This is a genomic window from Shinella agrisoli, from assembly GCF_046557955.1.
Taxonomy (GTDB): domain Bacteria; phylum Pseudomonadota; class Alphaproteobacteria; order Rhizobiales; family Rhizobiaceae; genus Shinella.
On the sequence record NZ_JBJIEP010000030.1, the window covers coordinates 21,499 to 43,632 of the forward strand.

Below are 22,134 nucleotides of genomic sequence, written 5' to 3' on the forward strand. Positions count from 1 at the left end.
GCAGCCGATGGCGCGGAGAAGACGGAGCAAAACGGCCCGGTTTCATGGCCTTGGGCTTGAACGCTCCCCCGCAAGGACTATTCCGATGCTCAGACTTTTCTCGGTGCGGCTCCTCCAGGCGATCCTCGTGATGGTCGCCGTGACGGCCATCGCCTTCATCATGTTCCGCTTCGTCGGCGATCCCGTCGCCGCCATGGTGCGCGAGGGCGCAACGCAGGCGGAGAAGGATGCGCTGCGGGTGGCGCTCGGGCTCGACAAGCCCATCCTCACGCAGTTCCTCGGTTTCGTCGGCCAGGTGCTGACGGGCGATCTCGGCACGAGCTTCCGCTACCAGCAGCCTGTCGCAAGCCTGCTGATGAGCCGCCTTCCCGCGACGCTGGAGCTGGTGATCGTCGCCACGGTGCTCGCGCTCGCCATCGGCATTCCGCTCGGCGTGCTCTGCGCGCTGAAACCGAACTCCTTCCTCTCGCGGCTCACCCAGGCGACGACGCTCGTCGGCATTTCCATGCCGACCTTCGTCACCGGCCTGCTGCTGATCCTCGTCTTCGCGGTGAACCTGCGCTGGCTGCCGTCCTCCGGGCGCGGCGACCTCGTCGATCTCGGCCTCTGGCAGACGGGCTTCCTCACCCTTTCCGGCCTGAAATCGCTGATCCTTCCCTCGATCACGCTGGCGCTGTTCCAGCTGACGCTGATCATGCGGCTCGTGCGTTCGGAGATGATCGACGTCCTGTCGTCGGACTATATCCGCTTCGCCTTCGCCCGCGGCCTGCCACGCGCCTATATCTACGGACGGCTGGCGCTGCGCAACGCGCTGATGCCGGTCGTCACCGTCACGGGCCTCCAGATCGGCCAGCTCGTGGCCTTCGCCATCGTCACCGAGACGGTGTTCCAGTGGCCGGGCATGGGCCTGCTCTTCACCAATGCCGTCGGCTATCCCGACGTGCCGGTGCTCGCCGCCTATCTTCTCTTCGTCGGCTTCCTCTTCGTCATGATCAACATGATCGTCGACATCCTCTACACCTTCATCGATCCGCGCCTGAGGACACGATAATGGCCACGCAATCCCTGATGCGCCGGCTGCCGCCGGTTTCCGTTACGATCGCCGGCCTGGTGCTCGCCGTCATGCTCGTGCTCGTCGTCTTCGCGCCGCTGATCGCGCCGATCGACCCGCGCGACGTCTCCTCCTATTCGCTCATCGACATGGAAATCCCGCCGGCCTTCATGGAGGGCGGCGACCCGCGCTTCCTGCTCGGCACCGACAACCAGGGCCGCGACCTCGTCTCGGTCATCCTGTTCGGCCTGCGCATCTCGGTCGTCATCGGCCTCGGCGCGGTGCTCTTCTCCGCATTGCTCGGCGTCGTTCTCGGCCTGGTCGCCGGCTTCTTCGGGGGCCTTGTCGACGGTATCGTGATGCGCATCGCCGACGTGCTCGTCAGCTTTCCGACCATTCTCGTCGCCTTGCTCATCAGCGGCATTGCCCGGGCGCAGCTCAGCGCCGATACCATGCTCGCCTGGGCGCCGCTGGTCCTCATCTTCTCCATCGCCGTCAACGAATGGGTGCAATACGCCCGCACGGTGCGCGCCTCGACCATGGTGGAAGTGGCGCGCGACTATGTGCGCGCCGCCAAGGTCATCGGCCTGCCCGCCGGGCGCATCATGGGCCGGCACATCCTGCCGAACGTCATGAGCTCCGTCATGGTCATCGCCACCATCAACCTTGCCGGCGCGATCCTGACGGAGGCGACGCTCTCCTTCCTCGGCGCCGGCATGCCGCCGACCTATCCCTCGCTCGGCACGCTGATCCGCATCGGCAACCAGTTCCTGTTCTCCGGCCTCTGGTGGATCGCCGTCATGCCGGCGGCGGTGCTGGTCATCCTCGTGCTCGCCGTCAACATCATCGGCGACTATCTGCGCGACCGCTTCAACCCGAAACTGATGGCCCGCTGAGATGACCGAAACAACGATCCCCGTCCTCGACATCCGCAAGCTGAGCGTTGAATATCCGCTGGCGAGCGGCGATACGCTGACGGCCGTCAAGGATATCGACCTCGTGATCCGCCCCGGCGAGATCCATGCCCTCGTCGGCGAATCCGGCGCCGGCAAGACCACGGTCGGCAACGCGCTGATGGGCCTCTTGCAGGCGCCGGGAAAGATCGTCTCCGGCTCCATCGAGATCGCCGGCAAGCCGGTCGACCTTCGCACCGGCCGCACCGAGGGCATCGTGCCCGGCCGCGATGTCGGCGCGATCTTCCAGGACCCGATGACGAGCCTCAACCCGCTCTTCACCGTGGAAAGCCAGCTTTGCGAGGGCATGCTCGCCCACCTGAAGCTCTCGCAGAAGGAGGCGAAGGCCCGCGCGCTGGAGCTGATGAAAGCCGTCGGCATCCCCGAGCCCGAGCGCCGGCTCGGCAGCTATCCGCACCAGCTGTCCGGCGGCCAGCGCCAGCGCGTCGTCATCGCCACGGCGCTCGCCTGCGGCCCGCAGCTCATCGTCGCCGACGAACCGACGACGGCGCTCGACGTTTCCGTGCAGGCGCAGATCCTCAAGCTCATCCGCGACCTTGCCGATCAGCGCGGCGTCGGCGTGCTGCTCGTCACGCACAATATGGGCGTCGTCGCCGAGATCGCCGACCGCGTCACCATCATGCAGAACGGCGCGGTGGTGGAAAGCGGTTCTGCGCGCGAGGTGCTGACCAATCCGAAGGCGCCCTATGCCCGCACGCTGATCGCCGCCGTGCCGCCGATCGAGACGCGGCTCGAGCGCTTGCCGGTGCCGAGCGAGGAAACGCAGGTGACGCTGGATGCCCGCGCGAACGTGCGCGCCAAGAGCACGAAGAGCGAGACGGGAAGCAAGGACGACGTGGTGCTTTCCGTGCGCGGCCTTGAAGTGGACTATGGCGGCCGCTCGCTGATCCCCGGCCGCAAGGCGTCCGTCTTCAAGGCGGTCAAAGGTGTTTCCTTCGACGTCCGCCGCGGCGAGATCTTCGGCCTCGTCGGGGAATCCGGCTGCGGCAAGACCACGGTCGCCAACACCATCGCCGGCCTCGTCGCCCAGAGTTCCGGCACCATCGGTTTCCAGGGCACGGCGCTCGGCGCAAAACGCGAGAAATCCGTCCGCCAGTCCTTGCAGATGGTGTTCCAGGATCCCTATTCGGCGCTCAACCCACGCCTGCGCATCAATTCCGCCATTGCCGAGCCGATCCTGTTCTACAAGCTCGCCGCCAATGCGGAGGAGGCCAGGCGGGATGCGAAGACGCTGCTCGAAGCCGTCGGCCTGCCGGCCGATGCGGGCGGCCGTTTCTCGCATGCCTTTTCCGGCGGCCAGCGCCAGCGCATCGCCATCGCCCGCGCGCTCGGGCCGCGCCCGTCGCTGCTCATCTGCGACGAGCCGACCTCCGCGCTCGACGTGTCGGTTCAGGCGCAGCTCCTCAACCTGCTGAAAGACCTGCGCGACCTCGCCGGGCTCTCCATGCTGTTCATCAGCCACGACCTCGCGGTGATCCGGCAGATGTGCGACCGCATCGCGGTCATGAAGTCGGGCGAGATCGTCGAACTGGCCGACACCGAGACGCTGTTCACCGCGCCGAAGCACGACTACACGAAGGAGCTGCTGCGCCTTGCGCCCTCCCTCGACCGTATCCTTTCGCGGCAGGCCGCCGCGGAGTGACAGGAGACCCGTCCATGGCCGACATCCTCATCAAGAACGGCACCGTCATCGCCATCGATCCGGAGCGCCGGATCATCGCCGACGGAGCGGTCGCCATCACCGGCGACCGCATCGTCGCCGTCGGCGCGACGGACGAGGTGGCCGCGGCTCATCCCGCCCGCGAGGTCATCGATGCGCGCGGCATGGCGATCATGCCCGGCCTCGTCGACGCTCACGCCCATGCCGGCCACGGCCTGATCAAGACACTCGGCGGCGGCAAGAGCGAGCCGTGGTATGAGGCGTGCCGCGGCGCCTATACGGTCGGCTCGACGCCGGAATTCTGGTTCGCGGAGGCGCAGCTTGCCGCGCTGGAGCGTTTGCGCTTCGGCGTCACCACGGGCGTCTCGCTGCTCGGCGGCGGCGATTCCGTCATGCGGACCGACGAGCCGGTCTATGGCGAGGCGCATATGGAAGGCGTGCTCGGCATCGGCACCCGCTCGGTGGTCGCCGTCGGCACCACGCGCCCGCCGCACCCGCTGACCTATGCCCGCTGGGACGGCGAATCGCGGACGGACTATCCCGTTTCCTTCGAGCAGCAGTTCTCCACGTGCAGGACGCTCGTCGACCGCTGGCACGGCAGCCATGGCGACCGCATGCACCTCGCCCTGCTGACGCCGACGTTGCATCCCGGCTACAGGGAGGCCGCAGGTGCGGAGGAGGCCGTCGCGCAGTCGCGCGCGGTCAAGCAGTTCGCGGAAGAGCGCGGCCTCGTCTTCACGCAGGACGGTCACACCAAGGGCAGCGTCTGCATCGCGAAGGACGTCGGCATTCTAGGGCCCCGCACCTTGCTGTCGCATGCGACAGGCCTTGGCGAGGAAGAGATCGCGATCTGCGCGGAGACCGGCACATGCATCGTGCACAATCCGAGCGCCGTCGCCGCCATTCTCGCGCGTTGCCCGGTGCCGGAGCTCATCGATGCCGGCGTCACCGTCGCCATCGGTTCGGACGCGACCGCCCCGGACCGTTCGGCGGACATGTTCCGCCACATGCAGCAATGCATGCACTATCATCGCACCCATTTCCACGACCCGAGCTGGCTGCCGCCTGGCAAGGCGCTGGAAATGTGCACCATCGATGCCGCCCGCGTGCTCGGTCTCGAAGCGGAGATCGGTTCGCTGGAGCCGGGCAAGAAGGCCGATGTCATCCTCGTCGACCTGCGCCGGCCGCATCTCTATCCCGCCCATATGCCGGAGTTCCGCGTCACCTGCTTCGCCAACGGCAACGACGTGCACACCGTCCTCGTCGGCGGCAAGGTGCTGCTGCGCGACCGGCAGCCGCTCCATGTCGACCAGGACGCGGTGCTCGATGCCGCCCAGCGCGAGGCCGAACTGATGATCGACCGCCTCGGCCTGCGCCATGCGCTGGAGACGCCGCGCATGTTCTGGTGCCACAGCCGCGACCTCGACCTCATCGAATAACCCGATTGCCCGGAGTGGACAGACCCATGAGCCTTGCCGACCTTGCCCTCGGCCGCCGCCCGGAAGGGCGCACCGCGCTTTCCGCCCGCTGGATCGTCGCGCACGAAAGCGGCCGCCACCGGCTGCTGACCGATGGCGAGGTCGTCATCGAGGGGCAGGAGGTCATCCATGTCGGTCCACGCTTTCCCGGCGAGGTGGCCCGCCGCATCGAACTTGGCGACGTGCTGGTTTCGCCCGGCTTCGTCGACCTCGACGCGCTCTCCGACCTCGATACCACGCTGCTGACCATCGAATACGGTCCCGGCTGGGCGACGGGCCGCGTCTGGCCGCGCAGCTATGTCGAGCGCGGCCCCTATGAGATGTACACGCCGGAAGAGCTTGTCTTCCAGAAGCGCTTCGCCTTCGCGCAACTCCTCCTGAACGGGGTCACCTCGGCGTTGCCCATCGCCTCGCTGTTCTATCGCGAATGGGCCGAGACCGTCGCGGAATTCGAGGGCGCGGCGGACGCAGCGGGGGAACTCGGCCTGCGCGTCTGGCTCGGCCCGGCCTATCGGTCCGGCGGCATGGTCTGCGAGGCGCCGGGCCGGCTGGAGCCGGTCTTCGACGAGGCGCGCGGGCTCAGGGGGCTGGAGGAGGCCATCGCCTTTGCCGGGCGCATCGCCGGCCGTCACGAGGGGCTGGTGCAGGGCATGCTCGCGCCGGACCGCGTGGAGACCTCGACGCTGGCGCTTCTCCAGCGCACCATGGCCGCCTCCGCCGAGATGGGACTGCCGGTGCGCCTGCACATGGCGCAGGGCAGGATGGAGCGTCAGGCGGTCGCGCGCCTGCACGACACCACTGCGCCGCAATGGATGGCGCGCCACGGCCTTCTCAACGAGCGGCTGATTGCGCCGCACGCGGTGCAGGCCGAGCCGGAGGACCTCGACCTCTACGCCAGGCATGGCGTCACCATCGCCCATTGCCCGCTGGTCTTTGCCCGCGGCGGCGAATACCTCAACTCCTTCCGCCGCTGCCGCGATCTCGGCATCCGCATCGGCATGGGAACCGATACCAGCCCGCCCGACATGGTGTTGAACATGGCCGTCGCGCTGATGACCGGCCGCATCGCCGCGGGCGAGGCGGGGCTTTCGACGGCGGAAGTCTTCGATGCGGCGACGCTCGGCGGTGCCGATGCGCTCGGCCGTCCGGACATCGGCCGCCTGCAGCCGGGCGCCAAGGCCGACATCGCCATCTTCGACCTTTCCGACCCGCGCTTCGCGCCGACCGTCGATCCGGTGCAGTCGCTGATCTTCGGCGCAAGCGGCCGGGTGACGCGCGCCGTCTTCGTCGACGGACGGCTTTCCATGCGCGACGGCGAGGTCGCCGGCATCGACGTCAAGGCGGCCCGCAGGCAGGCGCAGGCGCAGTTCGAAGGGCTGCTCGCCAAGTATCCGCAGCGCACCTGGGGCCATCCTTCCCTGGAGAGCATGTTCCCGCCGACCTATCCGCACTGGAAGGCCGGCTAGGGGCGGGCGCAAGGCGATTGTCGGAAGGCGCTTCCTGTGCGACCATGCGCGCGGGAGGATGACTGGATGGTGTCGACGCTGTCGCACATACGGGAGATCGAACGTGTCGGCATGGGCGCGGTCAGCCCGCGCGATGCGCCCGTCATCCAGTCCTGGCTGCGCTGCCTGAACGACTACAAGCTCGACCCCGCGGTCGCGCAGGAAGCCTACATCGTACCGGAGCTGAAGCTGCGCGAGCACCGCGAGCAGGCCGAGGAACTGATCCGCATCGGCCGCTCGGGCTTGGAGGCGCTGTTCAACCAGGTGGCCGAGCAGAACTACGTGCTGCTGCTTTCCGATGCGCGGGGCGTCACCGTCGATTTCATGGGCGACCCGACCTTCGACAACCAGCTGCGCAAGGCGGGGCTCTATCTCGGCTCGGAATGGTCGGAAAACCGGGCGGGCACCTGCGCGGTCGGCGCCTGTATCGTCTCCGGCGAACCGGTCATCATCCATCAGGACGATCATTTCGACACCAGCCATATCGGGCTCACCTGCACCGCCGCCCCGGTCTTCGACACCCTGGGCGACCTTACGGCCGTGCTCGACATATCGCAGCTTCGCTCGCCGACGGCCAAGGCCAGCCAGCAGCTTGCGCTGCATCTCGTCGCCTCGACCGCCCGGCGCATCGAGCTTGCGAACCTCATGACCCGCACCCGCAACGACTGGGTGCTGCGCCTTGCCCGCTCGCCGGAATTCCTCGACGTCGATCCCGATGCGGCGATCGCCCTTGACGGCAGCGGGCACATTACCGGAATGACCCATGGCGGCTTCGGCGTGCTTGCCCGCTCGATGAACCTGCATGGTCTTTCCACCCGCGATTTCCTCGGCCAGCCGATCTCGCAGGTCTTCGATATCGACGTCGACGACCTTCCGCGCTTCATGCGCGGCCGGCCGAACGGCGAGCGGCTGCTTCGGGCGCGCAACGGGCTGGTGCTTTTTGCGAGCGCCATCGCGCCGGCGGTCAGCCTCCGCTCACCCGTCGGCCAGGAGCCGCGCTTGCCGCGGGCGCTGCGGGATATCAGCCATGGCGACACCGCGATGGAACGCCTGCAGGTGCGTGCGGCGAAACTTGCCGCCCGGAACATTCCGATCCTCATCCAGGGCGAGACGGGCAGCGGTAAGGAATTTCTGGCGCGGGCGATCCATGACAGCTGCGGCAGCGGCGGCAATTTCGTCGCCGTCAACTGTGCGGCCATTCCGGAACATCTCATCGAATCCGAACTCTTCGGCTACACGCCCGGCGCCTTCACCGGCGCCAGCCAGAAGGGCAAGCGCGGGCTGATCGAGGAGGCGAACGGCGGCACGCTGTTCCTCGACGAGATCGGCGACATGCCGCTTTCCCTGCAAAGCCGGCTGCTGCGCGTCCTTTCGGAAAACGAGGTGCAGCCGGTCGGCGCGCTGAAGGCGCGGACGGTGCGCCTCAGGGTCCTTTCCGCCTCCCACCGCGACCTCGCCGGACTGGTGAGGGAAGGCCGTTTCCGGCAGGACCTCTACTACCGCCTCAACGCCGCAACGCTGACCCTTCCGGCACTGCGAGAGCGGCAGGACCTCGGCTGGCTGGTCGATCAGCTTCTTGCCCGCATCGAAAAGGAAAACGGCGCGTCCTATCGGCTCGACAAGGCGGCGCGGGCGGCGCTCCTGTCCCACGACTGGCCGGGCAACCTGCGGGAGCTTTCCAATGCGCTGCGGGTGGCCGCCGCGCTGTCGGAGGGCGGTGTCATCACCCTCGACAGCCTTCCGGATCACCTCTTTGCCGGACCTGTTGCGCCCCGGCCCGGCGACGAAGGCGCCCTGCGCCAGGCGCTCAGCGACTGCGGCAACAATGTCTCCGCGCTGGCCCGCAAGCTCGGCGTCAACCGCTCCACCATCCATCGCCGCCTGAAGCGCCTCAACTGATGCAACGGCTGCAACACCTGTTGCACGCCACCTGTCGCATTCACCCGGCCGGTGAAGCACCTGCTGAGCCAAGCACTTGATAAATTGACAAAATTTCAATCTGGCATGTCGCTTGCTGCTCTTTCGCCGGGAGACAGCAAGAGGAGAAAACCATGCTCGAAAAGACCCCCACCACGCGCGCCCAAGCGCTTCTCGACACACTCGGCGCGGCCCTCGAAGCTGGACGCGTCGAGGACGCCGCCAACCTCTTTGCCGAGGAGTGCTACTGGCGCGACCTCGTCGCCTTCACCTGGAACATCAAGACCGTCGAGGGCCGCGATCAGGTGCGTGACATGCTGCAATCGCAGCTTTCCAGCGCAAAGCCTTCCAACTGGCGCGTCGCCGCCGGCGAGGAGGCGACGGAGGCCGATGGCGTGCTGGAGAGCTGGATCTCGTTCGAGACGGCGACCGGGCGCGGCTACGGCCTCGTGCGTTTCAAGAACGGCCTCGTCTGGACGCTGCTGACCACGCTCTCAGAACTCAAGGGTCATGAGGAAAAAGCCGGCTTCACGCGCCCGCTCGGCGCCAAGCACGGCCAGAACCTCGGCGCGAAGACATGGAAGGAGGAGCGCGAGGAGGAGGAACGCACGCTCGGCTATGAGAAGCAGCCCTATGTCGTCATCATCGGTGGCGGGCAGGGCGGCATCGCGCTCGGCGCCCGGCTGCGCCAGCTCGGCGTGCCCACCATCATCCTCGAAAAGAACGACCGGCCGGGCGACAGCTGGCGCAAGCGCTACAAGTCGCTCTGCCTGCACGATCCGGTCTGGTACGATCATCTGCCCTATATCGATTTCCCGAAGAACTGGCCGGTCTTCGCGCCGAAGGACAAGATCGGCGACTGGCTGGAATTCTATACGAAGGTCATGGAGCTGAACTACTGGACGCGCTCCACCGCCAAGTCGGCAAAGTGGGACGAGGCCGCCAAGGAATGGACCGTCGTGGTCGACCGCGACGGTGAGGAAGTGGTGCTGCGGCCGAAACAGCTCGTCTTCGCGACCGGCATGTCCGGCAAGGCGAACATACCGGAGTTCAAGGGCCGCGAGCGCTTCAAGGGCGAGCAGCATCATTCCTCCCAGCATCCGGGGCCGGATGGCTACAAGGGAAAGAAGGTGGTCGTCATCGGCTCGAACAATTCGGCGCACGACATCTGCGCGGCGCTCTACGAGGCCGGCGTCGACGTCACCATGATCCAGCGTTCGACGACCCATATCGTGCGCTCGGACACGCTGATGGACATCGGCCTCGGTGCGCTCTATTCCGAACAGGCGCTGGCGAACGGCGTGACGACGGCCAAGGCCGACCTCATCTTCGCCTCGCTTCCCTACCGGATCATGCATGAATTCCAGATACCGCTCTACGACAAGATGCGCGAGCGCGACGCCGACTTCTATGCGGCGCTGGAAAAGGCCGGCTTCCAGCTCGACTGGGGCGCGGACGGGTCGGGCCTCTTCATGAAGTACCTGCGCCGCGGCTCCGGCTACTACATCGACATCGGCGCCTCGCAGCTGATCATCGACGGCAAGATCAAGCTCGCCGCCGGCCAGGTCGAGGAGATCACGGAGAATTCCGTGAAGCTCGCGGACGGCAAGGAGATACCGGCCGACGTCATCGTCTACGCGACGGGCTACGGTTCGATGAACGGCTGGGTCGCCGACCTCATCGACCAGGAGACGGCCGACCGGGTCGGCAAGGTCTGGGGGCTCGGTTCCGACACGCCGAAGGATCCCGGCCCCTGGGAGGGCGAGCAGCGCAACATGTGGAAACCGACGCAGCAGGAGGCGCTCTGGTTCCACGGCGGCAACCTGCACCAGTCCCGCCACTATTCGCAGTATCTCTCGCTGCAGCTGAAGGCGCGCATGGAAGGCATCCCCACGCCGGTCTATGGCCTCCAACCGGTTCATCACCGGAAATAGGCCGGCTTTCGGGCGGGCAGCGTGATGCGCTGCCCGCCTTTTCATGCGAAGGACAGTTGGGCCTCAGATGTGGACCGCCGCGCCGCCGAAGCCGAGGGCGGCCTCCTTGATCGCTTCGCTGTGGGTGGGATGGGCGTGGCAGGTATAGGCGATGTCTTCCGCCGTGGCGCCGAACTCCATTGCCTGCGATACCTGTGCGATCATCGTGCCGGGAAGCTCGCCGACGATGTGGGCGCCGAGCAGGACGCCGCTTTCCTGCGCCGCCAGCAACTTCACGAAACCCTCGGTACTGCCGTTCGCCTTCGCACGGCTGTTGGCGAGCATGGGGAAGGTCGAGGCGCGATAGGCGATCCCTTCGGCCCTGAGCACCTGCTCCGTCTTGCCTACCGAGGCGACTTCCGGATCGGTATAGACCACGGACGGTATCATGGCATGGTTGACCATGCCGGGCCTGCCGGCAAGCCGTTCTGCGACAGCGATGCCTTCGTCCTCGGCCCGGTGCGCCAGCATGGGGCCGCGCGTGGCGTCGCCGATCGCGTGGATGCCTTCCACGCCCGTCCATCCGCGGCCGTCGACAGGGATGAACCCATCCTCGTCCGGCGTGATGCCGACCGTTTCCAACCCGAGATCTCGCGTATTGGGCCGCCGTCCCGCGGCGACGAGGACGACGTCCGCCGTCAGTTCCGATGTCCGGCCGTCTGCCGCCTTGAGCGTGAGAATTACGCTCCCGTCGCGGAGCTCGGCGGTGGAGACGGCGCTTGCGGCGTGGATCGTCATGCCCTGGCGCGACAGGATCTTCGTCATCGCTGCGCGGATATCGTCGTCCATGTCCGGCAGAATGCCGTCGGCATATTCGACGACCGTCACCTTCGCGCCGAGGCGGCGCCAGACGGAACCCAGCTCGAGGCCGATGACCCCGCCGCCGATGACGACGAGCCGTTCCGGCACCCGCGGAAGGGAAAGCGCGCCCGTCGAATCGACGATGAAACCCGCTGCGTTGTCCACCGGCAGCCCGGCCAGCGTTGCGGGAACGGAGCCCGTTGCGATGACGATGGACCTGGCGGTGAGCGTCCTTGCGGCGATCTCCACGCGGGCCGGGCCTGCAAGGCGCGCTCGGCCTGCCAGCCGTGTCACGCCGTTCTTGCGGAACAGGAAATCGATGCCCTTGGCGAGCGATGCGACGGTTGCGTCCTTGCGCTCCATCAGCGTGGCGAGATCGACGGGGCCGGTATCGATGCCGAAGCCCGCCATATGGCCGTCGCGGGCAGTTTCGAGCAGATGCGTTGCGTGCAGCAGGGTCTTGGAGGGAATGCAGCCGACATTGAGGCAGGTGCCGCCGAGCGTCGGCCGTTCCTCGATGCAGGCCGTCTTCAGGCCGAGCTGGGCGGCCCGGATGGCGCAGGCATAGCCGCCGGGACCGCCGCCGACCACCAGCAGGTCATAGTCGTGGGACGCGGTCATTGCGGCCAGCTTTCGAGCGTTTCGACGAAACGGGCGAGCCAGGCATTGGTCTGGTGGCCGTCGAGCGCGCGGTGGTCGATGGTGAGCGAGACATAGGCCATGGGACGAATCTGGATCGTGTCGACGCCATCCGCCTCGCGCACCACGACCCGCTTTTCCAGCTTGCCGACGCCGAGGATCGCCGATTGCGGCTGGTTGATGACGATCGGCGCGGCGAGAAGCGAGCCGGAAACGCCGTGGTTGGAAATGGTGAACGTGCCGCCGCGCATATCGGCCGGCGTCAGCGCATTTGTCCTTGCGCGGGTGGTGAGGTCCTGAAGGCGCGCGGCGATCCCCGAAAGCGAGAGGTTCTGTGCCTCATGGATGACCGGCACGACGAGCCCGTCGTTGCCGAGCGCCGTGCCGATGCCGATGTTCACGTCCTCGAATATCTCCAGCCGGTCTTCGAACCAGCGGCTGTTGACCGCGGGCACGGCCTTCATGGCCGATACGCAAGCCGCGACGACGTAGGCCGTATAGGAGAGCGGCACGCCCGATGCGGCGAAGGCGGCCTTGTTGTTCTCGCGGTGCCGCATCACCGCGCTGAAATCGGCTTCGAACACCGCCGTGACATGCGGTGCCGTCGCAATGGACATCTGCATGTGCTCGGCGATGGCAAGCCGCATCGGCGAATGCTTTATCGACCGGGCACGCGCTTCGCCGACCGTTTTTTCCATCCGCGTGGGGGAAGGAGAGGAGACACCGGCGGGTCGTGACCGGGATGCTGCGAGCGCCGCCTCGCGCGCGGCGTCCATGTCGGCCCGCGTCACCCGCCCGCCCTTGCCGGTGCCCGTCACCGTTGCGGGATCGATGCCGTATTCCTCGGCCGCCCGCCGCACCGCCGGGGAATAGTGCGTGGCTTGCGGCGGGACCTGCGCGGCCTCCTTTTCCAATGCGGCAGGGGAGGCGGGGGCCACGGCCGCGCTGGCGGAATCTTCGAGCCTGATCCGGCCGAGCACCGCGCCGGGTTCAACCTTTTCGCCGCCCTGCATGAGGATTTCGTCCAGGATGCCGGTGACGGGCGCGGGAATTTCCTGGGTCACCTTGTCGGTTTCAAGCTCCACGAGCGGATCGTCGAGCAGGACCGTCTCGCCGACCGCCTTCAGCCAGTTGCGGACGACCGCCCTGCTGCCCTCCTGGTCCTCCGGGGCGAGGACATCGATCAACCCGGCCATGGCTCAAAACTCCAGCAGCGTTTCGAGTTTGGCGCGGATGCGGTCGACCGACGGTACCGCCCAATCGAGCAATACCGGATTGTGCGGGCTGGGGATGTCCGGCATGGCGAGGCGGGAGATGGGCGCGTCGAGATCCATGAAGGCCTCGTCGGCGACGACGGCTGAGATTTCGGCGCCAAAGCCGGCCGTGCCGAGGTCTTCGTGGACGATAAGGCAGCGCCGCGTGCGCCGCACGGAGGAAAGGACCGCCTCCTTGTCCCACGGCATCAGCGTGCGCAGGTCTATGACGTCCGCGGAAAGGCCTTCGGCGGCCTCCTCGCAGCGATGCACCATCGCGCCCCAGGTCACGACCGTGATCTTCTCCCCGCGCCGGGTGAAACTCGCCTTGCCGAAAGGCAGGGCATAGTCGTCGCCCGGATAGGGCCGCCGCGCCCAGGCGTGGTCCAGCATGGCGCGATGCTCGAAGAAGATGACCGGGTCGTTGCCGCGCAGGCTTGTGCGCAGCAGGCCCACGGCATCGGCGGCATTGGAGGGAACGGCGACCTTCCAGCCGGGCTGATGCACGAAGGCGACCTCGTTCGTCTGGCTGTGCCAGGGATCGCCGCATTTGAAATAACCGCCGGGCATGCGCAACACCATGGGCGCGGCAAAGCGGTTGTTGGTGCGCCAGCGGATCGTGCCGCAGTCGTTGATCTGTTCGGCGGCGGGTTCGGCATATTTGCGGAACTGGATCTCCGGTACCGGCATCAGGCCCGCCAGCGCCATGCCGACGGCGCGGCCGACGATGCCCTCTTCCGACAGCGAGGTATCGAAAACCCGCTCGCGGCCGAACTTTTCCTGAAGGCCGAGGGTGACGGCATGCACGCCGCCCTTCGGGCCGACATCCTCGCCGAACAGCACGACGCGCTTGTTGATGGAAAGCTCGTGCTCGAGCGTGCGGCGGATGGCGGTCACCATGTTGACGCGCTGGCCTTCGGTTTTCGGCTCTTCGGACGCCGCGGGCGGCCTGTAGCCGTGGGGGAACTGGCCGCCCATCACCTGCATGCCGCCCTCGAAGAAGACATGCCGGGTCACGGTTTCGGGCATCGCCGCCGGGCGTGCTTCGGCGGCAATCCGAGCCTCTTCCGCCGCCCGTGCTGCGTCATCGGCCGCCGCCTGCCACTCGGTTTCGCTGAGGACGGCGGGCACGATATAGTCCTTGAGGCGCGGCAGCGGGTCGCGGGCCCATTCGCTGCGCACCGTCTCCTCGCTCTTGTAGGCCTGTGTGTCCTGGAAGCTGTGGCCTTGCAGGCGCGGCACGGTGAGGCGAAGAAGGGCGGGCGCGCGGTTGCGGCGCGCATGCTCCACCGCCGCGCCGGTCAGGCGGGCGGCGGCGGCGGGATCGGTGCCGTCGCCTTCGAAGATCGTCAGGTTCTTCCAGCCGGCGAGATTGGCGGCGATGTTTCCGCCGGGCGTCTGGATGAGCGAAGGCACGGAGATGCCGTAACCGTTGTCCTCGATGTAGAAGAGCATCGGCAGGATCTGCGTGGTGGCGATGGTCAGCGCCGACCAGAAGCCGTTCGAGGCGACCGAGCCGTCACCGCCGAGCACCACGGCAATGCTCTCGGCATAGTCCTTTTCGCCCAGCACCTCCGCATAATACTTCACCGCCTGCGCCCAGCCGGCGGTGGGGGTGTATTGTGTGCCGACGCCGCCGCACATCGGCAGCGCGGAGGCGCCGTCGAGGTTCGGATAGTTGAAGACGACGCCGATGTCGCGCCCGTCGGAATAGCCTCCGGCGCGGCCCATCGCCGAACCGAGCGCATCGGCCGGGTCGACGCCGAGCGAGAGCAGCAGCGGGCGCGAGCGGTAATAACCGCAGGCCGCGTCGTGCCGGTCGGTCAGCAGGCTGCCGAGCAGGATCTGCGCCATGTCGTGACCGCGGGCGGAGAACTGGTAGAGCACCTTTTTTTCCGGCACGAGACGGGTTTCCTCCATCTCGTCAAGCGCGCGTGACAGGTGCACGAGATAGGCGATACGCTTCCAGTCGACGGCGTCGTCCGGCGCATTCCTGACGACGGGTTTGAGAGCTGCCTGCGCCATGGTTTCCTCCCGCATGGTATGCATTGAGGCAAGTGTAGGACGCGGCAACCGAAAAGACGTTTCAAACAGCCCGGATTTTGGCGTAGAAATGAAACGTTCCTATCAGAATCACCGGTTTCGAGATGGATTCCATTCAATTGGACGCCGTAGACAGAAAAATCCTGAAGGTGCTGCAACGACGCGGCGATATCAGCCATGCGGCGCTGGCCGAAGAGGTGGGCGCCTCCAGCGCCTCCTGCTGGCGGCGCATCAAGGCGCTGGAGGAGGCGGGCGTGCTCGGCCCGACCGTGCGGTTGCTCGATCCGGACCGCATCGGCCGCGGCCTCAACGTCTTCTGCCAGGTGCGCATGAAGTCCCACGATCCCATTGCGCGGCGCGATTTCGAGCGCTTCGTGCAGCGGCACGAGGAGGTGCTCGAGTGCTATTCGATGTCCGGCGAATGGGACTACCTGATCCGCGTCGTCGTCAAGGACGTGAAGGATTACGAGCAGCTTCTGATGCAGGCGATCCTGACCCATGAGGCTGTCGCCAATTCCTCCTCGCATTTCGCCCTGAAGAGTGTGAAGTACACGACCGAACTTCCGCTTTGAACAGTGGCGTCGGGCCGTGCGCTGGCCCTGCCCCGCCGCTCGAAACATCCTTGCCAAGCGCCGTGGCCGCGTCTAACGATGACCCCGCCGCGCATGTTCGAGGAACCCGCCATGCATGATATCCGGACAATCGAGGCCGCGGACACGCCGGGCTTCTACCGCGAGCTCATCGCCCAGGCCGAAGGGCTGCTTCACGATGAGCGCGATGCCGTCGCCAATGCCGCCAACCTCTCCGCGTTGATCTACCATGCGGTTGCCGACCTCAACTGGGCGGGCTTCTACTTCCTCAAGTCCGCAAATGAACTGGTGCTCGGTCCCTTCCAGGGCAAGGTCGCCTGCGTGCGCATCCCCGTCGGAAAGGGCGTGTGCGGCACCGCCGTCGCCGAAGGGCGCAGCCAGCTCGTTCCGGACGTGCATGCGTTTGCCGGCCACATCGCCTGCGATGCCGCCTCGCGATCCGAACTCGTCGTGCCGGTGGCCCGCGACGGCGCGATGATCGGTGTGCTCGATCTCGACAGCCCGGTGCCCGGCCGCTTCACAGCGGAAGACCAGGCGGGTTTCGAAGCCCTTGCCGCGCTTTATGTCGCGGCGAGCGATTTCTGAGATCGCAAGGCGGCCGCCTTCCGGAAGACGGCAATCTCAGCAGGAGCGGTGCGTTGGCCTGCTCCATTCACGGAGCAACGCAGCGTCTGCATAGCTGCATTGCACAATAAATGTTTTCCATCTGATCAAAAAACGGTCATAGTGCCCACAGCTGATGCACATGGCGGCTTCTCCTCCCAGTGCCGCTGCACCAGCTGTTCCCCTCTGGAGGTTTAAGACCTTCACACCTCATGGGCCGCGGTTTCCGACGGCCCATTTTTTTGTCGTGATTTCATGTGCGGGGCGGCCGGGCGCTCACGCGATTATCCGGGCGAGACGCGGCGACAGGTCGCGTGGCGCCGCCTCAAGAACCCGGTCGCCCGCCGCAAGCGACAGATTGGGATTGTAGAAGGGGTCCGACATCAGCGTCGCGCCCCACCGCTCGTGCATGTATTGTTCCTCCGCGGCGAAACGGGCTATCTTTTCCGCCGTATCGTCGGATCCGCGCGAGACCGATTCGCGATGGATCAACCGCGCATGCGGTGTCCAGAGGATGCCGTAGCCCTTTTCACGCAGCTTCAGGCAATAATCCACGTCGTTGAAGGCAACCGGCAGCCGGTCCGCGTTCATCCCGCCGACCTGCCGCCAAAGGCTCTTGCGCGTCAGAAGGCAAGCGGCCGTGACCGCGCTCACGTCCTGCCTTTGCGAGATGAGGCCGAAATCCTCTCCTGCATCCGGATAGCGGAAATGGAAATTGTGGCGTCCCACCGAGCCGGCGCCGAGCGTGACGCCCGCGTGCTGAACCGATCCGTCGGGAAACAGCAGCAGCGCTCCGGCAGCCCCGATCCGCGGATCGGCCAGTTCGGCGGCCATCTGTTCCAGCCAGCCCTGCTCGATCGGGTCGATATCGTTGTTCAATAGCAGCAGAAGTTCGTGGCGGGCGGCCTCGGCACCGAGGTTGCATGCCAGGGAAAAGTTGAAGGATCCATGCATCGGCAGCCGGCGAATGCGACCGCTGTGTTCGTAGTCATGAAGCAGGTCCAGTGTCTCCTGCTCCCGGCTGTCGTTGTCTATTACGATTACATCGAGTTCATCGGCGCGTGTCCGGTTGAAGAGCCCGTCGAGGCAGGTTCGCAGCAAGTCCGCGCGGTCCCGGGTGGGGATCACGACACTGACATTCGTCGGGCGAGCCGGTTCTCTGGGCAGCGAGGCCGGTGCCGGTGGGCGCCGGGTATCGCGGTGCAGGAGGACGCGCGGGATGTGGACGATGTCGCCGTATGGCGAAACCTTTTCCAGCAGGGAACCCATGTCGGCTTCGGACGGTGAAAATCCGTCCGGCAAGGCCGAAAGGCGCACGAGCGCCCCTTCCTGCGGCAGCCAACCGGTCTCGGCCAGGGGAGCGTTCCAGGCGGGCTTGAAGAAGGGGGCGAAACGGGTCCCGTCGGAACGAAGGCAATCCTCGTCGCAATAGGCCCCTGCGAGCCTGTCGTCCGCCAGAAGCGGGCGGACCAATTGGTCGATTGCCGTCTCCTCGAGCGTGAAGCCTGCCGGCAGGCACATCCAGAAGGATGGGACGCCGGCCTTCGCAAGCAGTTCGTGCAAGCTCGCGTGCGAAACCTCCCGGACGAACGGGCATGTCTGGCGGGCGATGGACTTTCGCGTCCCATGCGCCTGGCGCTCATCTCCGACGATCGTCACGAAGACGGCAAATGGGGCTTCAGCGCAGGCTTCCCCTTCCGGCATGCCGCCGATGACCGGGCGTTTTACCCAATCGTCATAGCGGGGAGCGGAAAGCGCCTCGAAGAGCCGTACGAAACGGTACTGGAAACCCTTGATGTTGCGGTGGAGCAAGAGGCGCAGGGTCTGCATGGCGGCAAAGGGAAAAGACATGCCGATCCGCAACGCGATTTCCGCATAGCCCGGCGATCGCATGCGGATGCTGGGCCTGGCGGTGCCGGTCGCCGCGTCGGCCCCGGCCTGCATGGAAATCGCCACGAGCCCGGCCGGCATCCAGCCGAAAAACCGCCCCTTTCCCTTTTTGCCGATGAAGGCGGACCGGGCGAGGATCGCCGGTGTCCGCCCGGCCCGGTGAAGCAGGATGGCAGGCGTGCTGCCCAGGGTATGGTGGGGATCGTCGATATGCAGAATGACCGGCTTGTCCGCATAGCGGACAGCGTCCGCGCCGTCTATGACAACAAGTCTGTCACTGGAGATGGGGATCATTCTGGCTCGTTGACGCGGAATAATGGATCGGAAGTGAAGGGGCGGCAGATGCCGGATCGATCTGCCATCCTCGGTTGGGGCATCACGAATTACCGTCCGTTCCGGATAGGTCAAGGCCGTTCTCGGCCAATCGCGTCATCGCTGCGACACGCATCCGGGTGGCGATGGCAGCGGCGGCGCGTTTGTCTGCGTCGTCAATCAGTTCCAATATGGCGTTCTGCCAGACGGTACGGTCGTAAGGAAGCAGAATCTCTCCGCTCCCGTCCGCTTCTCCATAGGCTGGCGACAGCGAGAATATGCCGGCTGCGCCTGCCCGCGCCACGTCGATACGCTTGGTCGCGGAGCGGCAGTCGTTGACGGGAGAGGAGGCAACGGGCACGAGCATGATGTCCATGCGCCGCCCGGATGTCTCGGCGAGATAGGCGGGCCAGGAAACCGGCCGGCGGAGCGTGACCCGCTCCATTCCCTTCCATAGGCCTGCCGCCTTGCGTCCGGCAAACACCTCGAAACGCGCTGCCGGACGCGCGGCGAGTACCTCGCGAATGATGGGTGCGAGGAAGGCGTGTTCTTCCACGTGCACCGCGCTTGCGTGGTAGCCTATCGTCGTTTCAGAAGAGGCGCGGTTTTGTGCAGGATGGGGCACATTCCACAAGGCCTCGGGTGGAGAAGGGGGCAGTATCCGTGCTTTTGCCGCGCCGAGGCGTTCCGCGAGAAGGGGCGTCGATGCCCATACGATATCCAGATGCCGGTTGAGCCGCCGAAGGGGCAGGATCGCCCGGAAAAGCAGAAAGAGCCGGTAGCCCATATCCGCGTCGCGTCCGGTGATTACGGCGGGGATATCGTCGTCCAGGAAAAGGCCGACACCGGCGAGCCTTGGATGTTCTCGCTCGATCCAGCGCAAGGTTGCGGCGGACGCATACCGGCACAGGATGACGAATGCGCCGTCTGCGTCGATGTCGGCCGGCTCGCTGTCACGAATATCGAGGAACTGATGGTCCGGCATGCCGGGAGCCGCGAGCCGGGCCGCGAAGTAGTAATCGGATGTCGGGTTCGGGTGCCGGCCGAAGACGATAATTCGTTTGACCGGCCGCCTCGCGCTGCCGGTCGAATCCGGGCGAAGCCGAGGGGACGGCAACAATCCGGAAATGAAGGCCCTGAGGGCGTCAGCCAATGAGATTTCCCCTGCCGATAGGTGACCGGCGGCAGCTATAGGCCGCGTTCTTCGTCAAGTCAAAGCGGCTGGAGGGTCCTGCCGGATTGCTCTCCAAAATCGCGCAAGAATCCGCTATAAGCGGTTCGTCGAATAGAGAGCGGGTAACGGCTGGCGAAGGCAGCCCTTGAAATGGGGCGCCATGCTAAAGACATAACTGTGTCCAATGAACAACCTGCCTGCGCATGCCGGCTGCACGCGTGGAGCTCTCGGCATCCGGCCGATGAAGGCGGAACCGGCAGTTCTTCCGAGTTTATCCGGACGCGTGTTGACATGACTGGATGAATTAGGACACGGACATCCCGGTGTCTCGAGCGGAAGCATAGAATGACTCTCGAAATTAGTTATGTCGACCAGGGCGCCAACGCAGCGCGCAACAATTCGCCGGATGATGCGGAACTTGTCGGGGACGAGAGCCTGCTTGCCCGTTTGACCAGGAAGTTCCTGACGAAGACGAACACGTTCTTGCTCGTCGTCCTGGTCCCCTCGATTCTGGCGGCGATCTACTATGGCTACGTGGTCAGTGGCCAATATGTTGCCGAAGCGCGGATGATCGTGCGGACGATCGGGGTCAGCGAGCGTTTCGACACGTCGGAAAAGCGTGACGGGCGTTCGATTATCGGGGGCGACTCGCTCACTCAGGATTCTTACATCGTCGCCAACTATCTCCAGTCGCCGGAAATCGTCAGGACGCTTAACGAGGAGATCGGCCTCGCCAAGCGGTTTTCGCAAAGCGACATCGACTATCTGTCGCGGTTGCCGAAGGACGCATCCTTTGAAGAGTTGCACCGTTATTGGACCAAGCAGATCGGCACCTATGTGGACGGCCCGTCGGGTATCATTATCTTCACGGTGCGTGCGTTCTCTCCGGAAGATTCCGTGACGATCCTCAATGCAGCCATGCAGGCCGCCGACCGTATGATCGATAAAATCTCTGAAAAGGCGAAGCGTGATCTGATCGTGCGAGCGGAAGCGGATGTGGCAAACGGCTTGTCGGCATATACCAAGGCGCTCGACGACCTGCGCCAATACCAGAACGCCTCGGGTATTCTCGATCCGAAACTGTCGGCGCAGATGGTCAGCACGGTCGTCGGCAAGCTGGTGGAGGAAAGGCTCGGGCTCGTCGTCCGCTTGAACTCGCTGGAGGCCGCCAATGCCGCCGATTCTGCCGCTGCCCGCCAGTTGAAGCGCTCGATCAAGGCGCTGGACGAGCAGATTCAACAGTATCAAGCAAGCCTTGCGGGCGAGAGCTCGACGGGCGTTCAGCTTTCGCAGAACCTTACAGACTTCTCGCGCCTCGAAACACGCCGCCTCGTGACGCAAGCAATCTACGAGTCGACCGTCCGCAATCTCGATACATCCCGATCGACGGCGATCCGCCGCACGACTTTCATTTCTGTGTTTTCGGCTCCCGAGCTGCCGGAAAAGTCAAAGTATCCGGAGCGGTTCTCTTCCTGGATCATGTTTTCGGTTGGCATATTTACCCTATGGGTAACTGCAATATTTTTATGGATGTCCATTGAAGATCATCGGACCTAGCCATGATTGTATTTGATGGTGTGACGAAATACTATAAAACTGCTGGGCACAAGAGGTATATACTGCGACAGCAAAGCGTACATTTCGTCTCCGGAACGTCTTACGGGTTGCTGGGCGTGAACGGAGCTGGAAAGTCGACGACGATGCGGTTGATCGCCGGCGCCGAAATGCCGAACCGAGGCCGTATCAGGCGTAATGTCAGGGTGTCCTGGCCGCTCGGTTTCGCGAACGGCTTCAACACCATGCTCAGCGGCAAGGAAAATCTGAAGTTCGTCTCCCGCGCCTATGGGGAGGACTTCCAGCGTGTTTTGCGTTTCGTATCGGATTTCGCGGAGATCGGCAGCTATATCAACGAGCCGATCAGAACCTATTCGTCCGGCATGGCCGCCCGTTTCGCCTTCGGTCTGTCCATGGCGATCGAGTTCGATTGCTACCTGGTGGACGAGATCACCGCTGTTGGCGATGCGAGCTTCCAGAAGAGGTGCCGTGACGCCTTTCGAGAAAGGCGGGCCAGATCGGATGTCATCATGATCTCTCACGATATGGAAACGATCAAGAACTATTGCGATGTGGTCCTCGTGCTCATCGACGGGCATCTCGTACGGTTTGACAATGTCGAAGATGGCATTGCCACCTATATGCGTCTAAACCGCTAGCGCCCGATTGCCTGCCTATGACAGCCGATATGGCGAGGGAGAGTTAACGTTGCTTACG

The 22,134-nt window shown here is 65.3% G+C and carries 16 protein-coding genes; 11 read left to right on the forward strand and 5 right to left on the reverse strand.

Features of this window, described 5'->3' with window-relative positions:
• Positions 1–85 precede the first annotated feature (85 nt).
• The 7 genes from ACIIOY_RS23710 (at position 86) to ACIIOY_RS23740 (ending at position 10,519) form a co-directional block, all read left to right on the forward strand.
• A complete protein-coding gene (locus tag ACIIOY_RS23710) occupies positions 86–1,051 on the forward strand; it encodes an ABC transporter permease (RefSeq protein WP_411037141.1) in 966 nt (321 codons plus the stop codon).
• Positions 1,051–1,947, forward strand: coding sequence for an ABC transporter permease (locus ACIIOY_RS23715; RefSeq protein ID WP_411037142.1), 897 nt, complete (start codon positions 1,051–1,053; stop codon positions 1,945–1,947). Before ACIIOY_RS23710 ends, ACIIOY_RS23715 begins: the two co-directional genes overlap by 1 nt.
• Position 1,948: 1 nt before the next feature.
• Positions 1,949–3,667 carry a dipeptide ABC transporter ATP-binding protein gene (locus ACIIOY_RS23720; protein ID WP_411037143.1) on the forward strand — a complete coding sequence of 573 codons (1,719 nt, stop codon included), beginning with the start codon at positions 1,949–1,951 and terminating at the stop codon, positions 3,665–3,667.
• A gap of 14 nt (positions 3,668–3,681) precedes the next feature.
• The gene (locus tag ACIIOY_RS23725) at positions 3,682–5,124 is read left to right on the forward strand and encodes an amidohydrolase family protein (RefSeq protein ID WP_411037144.1); all 1,443 of its coding nucleotides are present in this window, start codon (positions 3,682–3,684) and stop codon (positions 5,122–5,124) included.
• 26 nt (positions 5,125–5,150) lie between these two features.
• Positions 5,151–6,629 carry an amidohydrolase family protein gene (locus ACIIOY_RS23730; RefSeq protein ID WP_411037145.1) on the forward strand — a complete coding sequence of 493 codons (1,479 nt, stop codon included), beginning with the start codon at positions 5,151–5,153 and terminating at the stop codon, positions 6,627–6,629.
• Positions 6,630–6,695: 66 nt separating this feature from the next.
• A complete protein-coding gene (locus ACIIOY_RS23735; RefSeq protein WP_411037146.1) occupies positions 6,696–8,567 on the forward strand; it encodes a sigma-54-dependent Fis family transcriptional regulator in 1,872 nt (623 codons plus the stop codon).
• A gap of 152 nt (positions 8,568–8,719) precedes the next feature.
• Positions 8,720–10,519, forward strand: coding sequence for an NAD(P)/FAD-dependent oxidoreductase (locus ACIIOY_RS23740; protein WP_411037147.1), 1,800 nt, complete (start codon positions 8,720–8,722; stop codon positions 10,517–10,519).
• Between the two features lie 63 nt (positions 10,520–10,582).
• On the opposite strand, the gene lpdA is transcribed toward ACIIOY_RS23740, so the two are convergent.
• The 3 genes from lpdA to ACIIOY_RS23755 are packed head-to-tail and all read right to left on the reverse strand — an operon-like array spanning position 10,583 to position 15,276.
• Positions 10,583–11,980: a dihydrolipoyl dehydrogenase gene (lpdA, locus tag ACIIOY_RS23745; protein WP_411037148.1), complete on the reverse strand. Its 1,398-nt coding sequence runs from the start codon at positions 11,978–11,980 to the stop codon at positions 10,583–10,585.
• A complete protein-coding gene (locus tag ACIIOY_RS23750) occupies positions 11,977–13,194 on the reverse strand; it encodes a dihydrolipoamide acetyltransferase family protein (protein ID WP_411037149.1) in 1,218 nt (405 codons plus the stop codon). Before ACIIOY_RS23750 ends, lpdA begins: the two co-directional genes overlap by 4 nt.
• Positions 13,195–13,197: 3 nt before the next feature.
• Entirely contained in the window at positions 13,198–15,276 is a 2,079-nt protein-coding gene (locus tag ACIIOY_RS23755; RefSeq protein ID WP_411037150.1) for a transketolase C-terminal domain-containing protein, read from the reverse strand.
• Between the two features lie 122 nt (positions 15,277–15,398).
• Here ACIIOY_RS23755 and ACIIOY_RS23760 point away from each other — a divergent pair, with 122 nt between their 5' ends.
• Both ACIIOY_RS23760 and msrC read left to right on the forward strand, forming a co-directional pair.
• Entirely contained in the window at positions 15,399–15,866 is a 468-nt protein-coding gene (locus ACIIOY_RS23760) for an Lrp/AsnC family transcriptional regulator (protein WP_411037151.1), read from the forward strand.
• 111 nt (positions 15,867–15,977) lie between these two features.
• Positions 15,978–16,469 (forward strand): free L-methionine (R)-S-oxide reductase MsrC, encoded by a 492-nt coding sequence (gene msrC / locus ACIIOY_RS23765; protein ID WP_411037152.1) that lies wholly within the window; start codon positions 15,978–15,980, stop codon positions 16,467–16,469.
• A 294-nt stretch (positions 16,470–16,763) separates the two neighbouring features.
• Here msrC and ACIIOY_RS23770 read toward each other — a convergent pair whose 3' ends face one another.
• Both ACIIOY_RS23770 and ACIIOY_RS23775 read right to left on the reverse strand, forming a co-directional pair.
• Positions 16,764–18,671 (reverse strand): glycosyltransferase family 2 protein, encoded by a 1,908-nt coding sequence (locus tag ACIIOY_RS23770; protein ID WP_411037153.1) that lies wholly within the window; start codon positions 18,669–18,671, stop codon positions 16,764–16,766.
• 82 nt (positions 18,672–18,753) lie between these two features.
• The gene (locus ACIIOY_RS23775) at positions 18,754–19,842 is read right to left on the reverse strand and encodes a hypothetical protein (RefSeq protein ID WP_411037154.1); all 1,089 of its coding nucleotides are present in this window, start codon (positions 19,840–19,842) and stop codon (positions 18,754–18,756) included.
• 366 nt (positions 19,843–20,208) lie between these two features.
• Here ACIIOY_RS23775 and ACIIOY_RS23780 point away from each other — a divergent pair, with 366 nt between their 5' ends.
• Positions 20,209–21,420 (forward strand): KpsE/RkpR family capsule polysaccharide export protein, encoded by a 1,212-nt coding sequence (locus ACIIOY_RS23780; protein WP_411037155.1) that lies wholly within the window; start codon positions 20,209–20,211, stop codon positions 21,418–21,420.
• Between the two features lie 2 nt (positions 21,421–21,422).
• Entirely contained in the window at positions 21,423–22,076 is a 654-nt protein-coding gene (locus ACIIOY_RS23785; protein WP_411037156.1) for an ABC transporter ATP-binding protein, read from the forward strand.
• Positions 22,077–22,134 lie beyond the last annotated feature (58 nt).

What these genes read in the sequence shown, in the direction of transcription:
- ACIIOY_RS23710 (WP_411037141.1), top strand. Translation starts at nt 86, where the DNA reads ATGCTCAGACTTTTCTCGGTGCGGCTCCTCCAGGCGATCCTCGTGATG.
- ACIIOY_RS23715 (WP_411037142.1), top strand. Translation starts at nt 1,051, where the DNA reads ATGGCCACGCAATCCCTGATGCGCCGGCTGCCGCCGGTTTCCGTTACG.
- ACIIOY_RS23720 (WP_411037143.1), top strand. Translation starts at nt 1,949, where the DNA reads ATGACCGAAACAACGATCCCCGTCCTCGACATCCGCAAGCTGAGCGTT.
- ACIIOY_RS23725 (WP_411037144.1), top strand. Translation starts at nt 3,682, where the DNA reads ATGGCCGACATCCTCATCAAGAACGGCACCGTCATCGCCATCGATCCG.
- ACIIOY_RS23730 (WP_411037145.1), top strand. Translation starts at nt 5,151, where the DNA reads ATGAGCCTTGCCGACCTTGCCCTCGGCCGCCGCCCGGAAGGGCGCACC.
- ACIIOY_RS23735 (WP_411037146.1), top strand. Translation starts at nt 6,696, where the DNA reads ATGGTGTCGACGCTGTCGCACATACGGGAGATCGAACGTGTCGGCATG.
- ACIIOY_RS23740 (WP_411037147.1), top strand. Translation starts at nt 8,720, where the DNA reads ATGCTCGAAAAGACCCCCACCACGCGCGCCCAAGCGCTTCTCGACACA.
- lpdA (WP_411037148.1), bottom strand. Translation starts at nt 11,980, where the DNA reads ATGACCGCGTCCCACGACTATGACCTGCTGGTGGTCGGCGGCGGTCCC.
- ACIIOY_RS23750 (WP_411037149.1), bottom strand. Translation starts at nt 13,194, where the DNA reads ATGGCCGGGTTGATCGATGTCCTCGCCCCGGAGGACCAGGAGGGCAGC.
- ACIIOY_RS23755 (WP_411037150.1), bottom strand. Translation starts at nt 15,276, where the DNA reads ATGGCGCAGGCAGCTCTCAAACCCGTCGTCAGGAATGCGCCGGACGAC.
- ACIIOY_RS23760 (WP_411037151.1), top strand. Translation starts at nt 15,399, where the DNA reads ATGGATTCCATTCAATTGGACGCCGTAGACAGAAAAATCCTGAAGGTG.
- msrC (WP_411037152.1), top strand. Translation starts at nt 15,978, where the DNA reads ATGCATGATATCCGGACAATCGAGGCCGCGGACACGCCGGGCTTCTAC.
- ACIIOY_RS23770 (WP_411037153.1), bottom strand. Translation starts at nt 18,671, where the DNA reads ATGATCCCCATCTCCAGTGACAGACTTGTTGTCATAGACGGCGCGGAC.
- ACIIOY_RS23780 (WP_411037155.1), top strand. Translation starts at nt 20,209, where the DNA reads ATGACTCTCGAAATTAGTTATGTCGACCAGGGCGCCAACGCAGCGCGC.
- ACIIOY_RS23785 (WP_411037156.1), top strand. Translation starts at nt 21,423, where the DNA reads ATGATTGTATTTGATGGTGTGACGAAATACTATAAAACTGCTGGGCAC.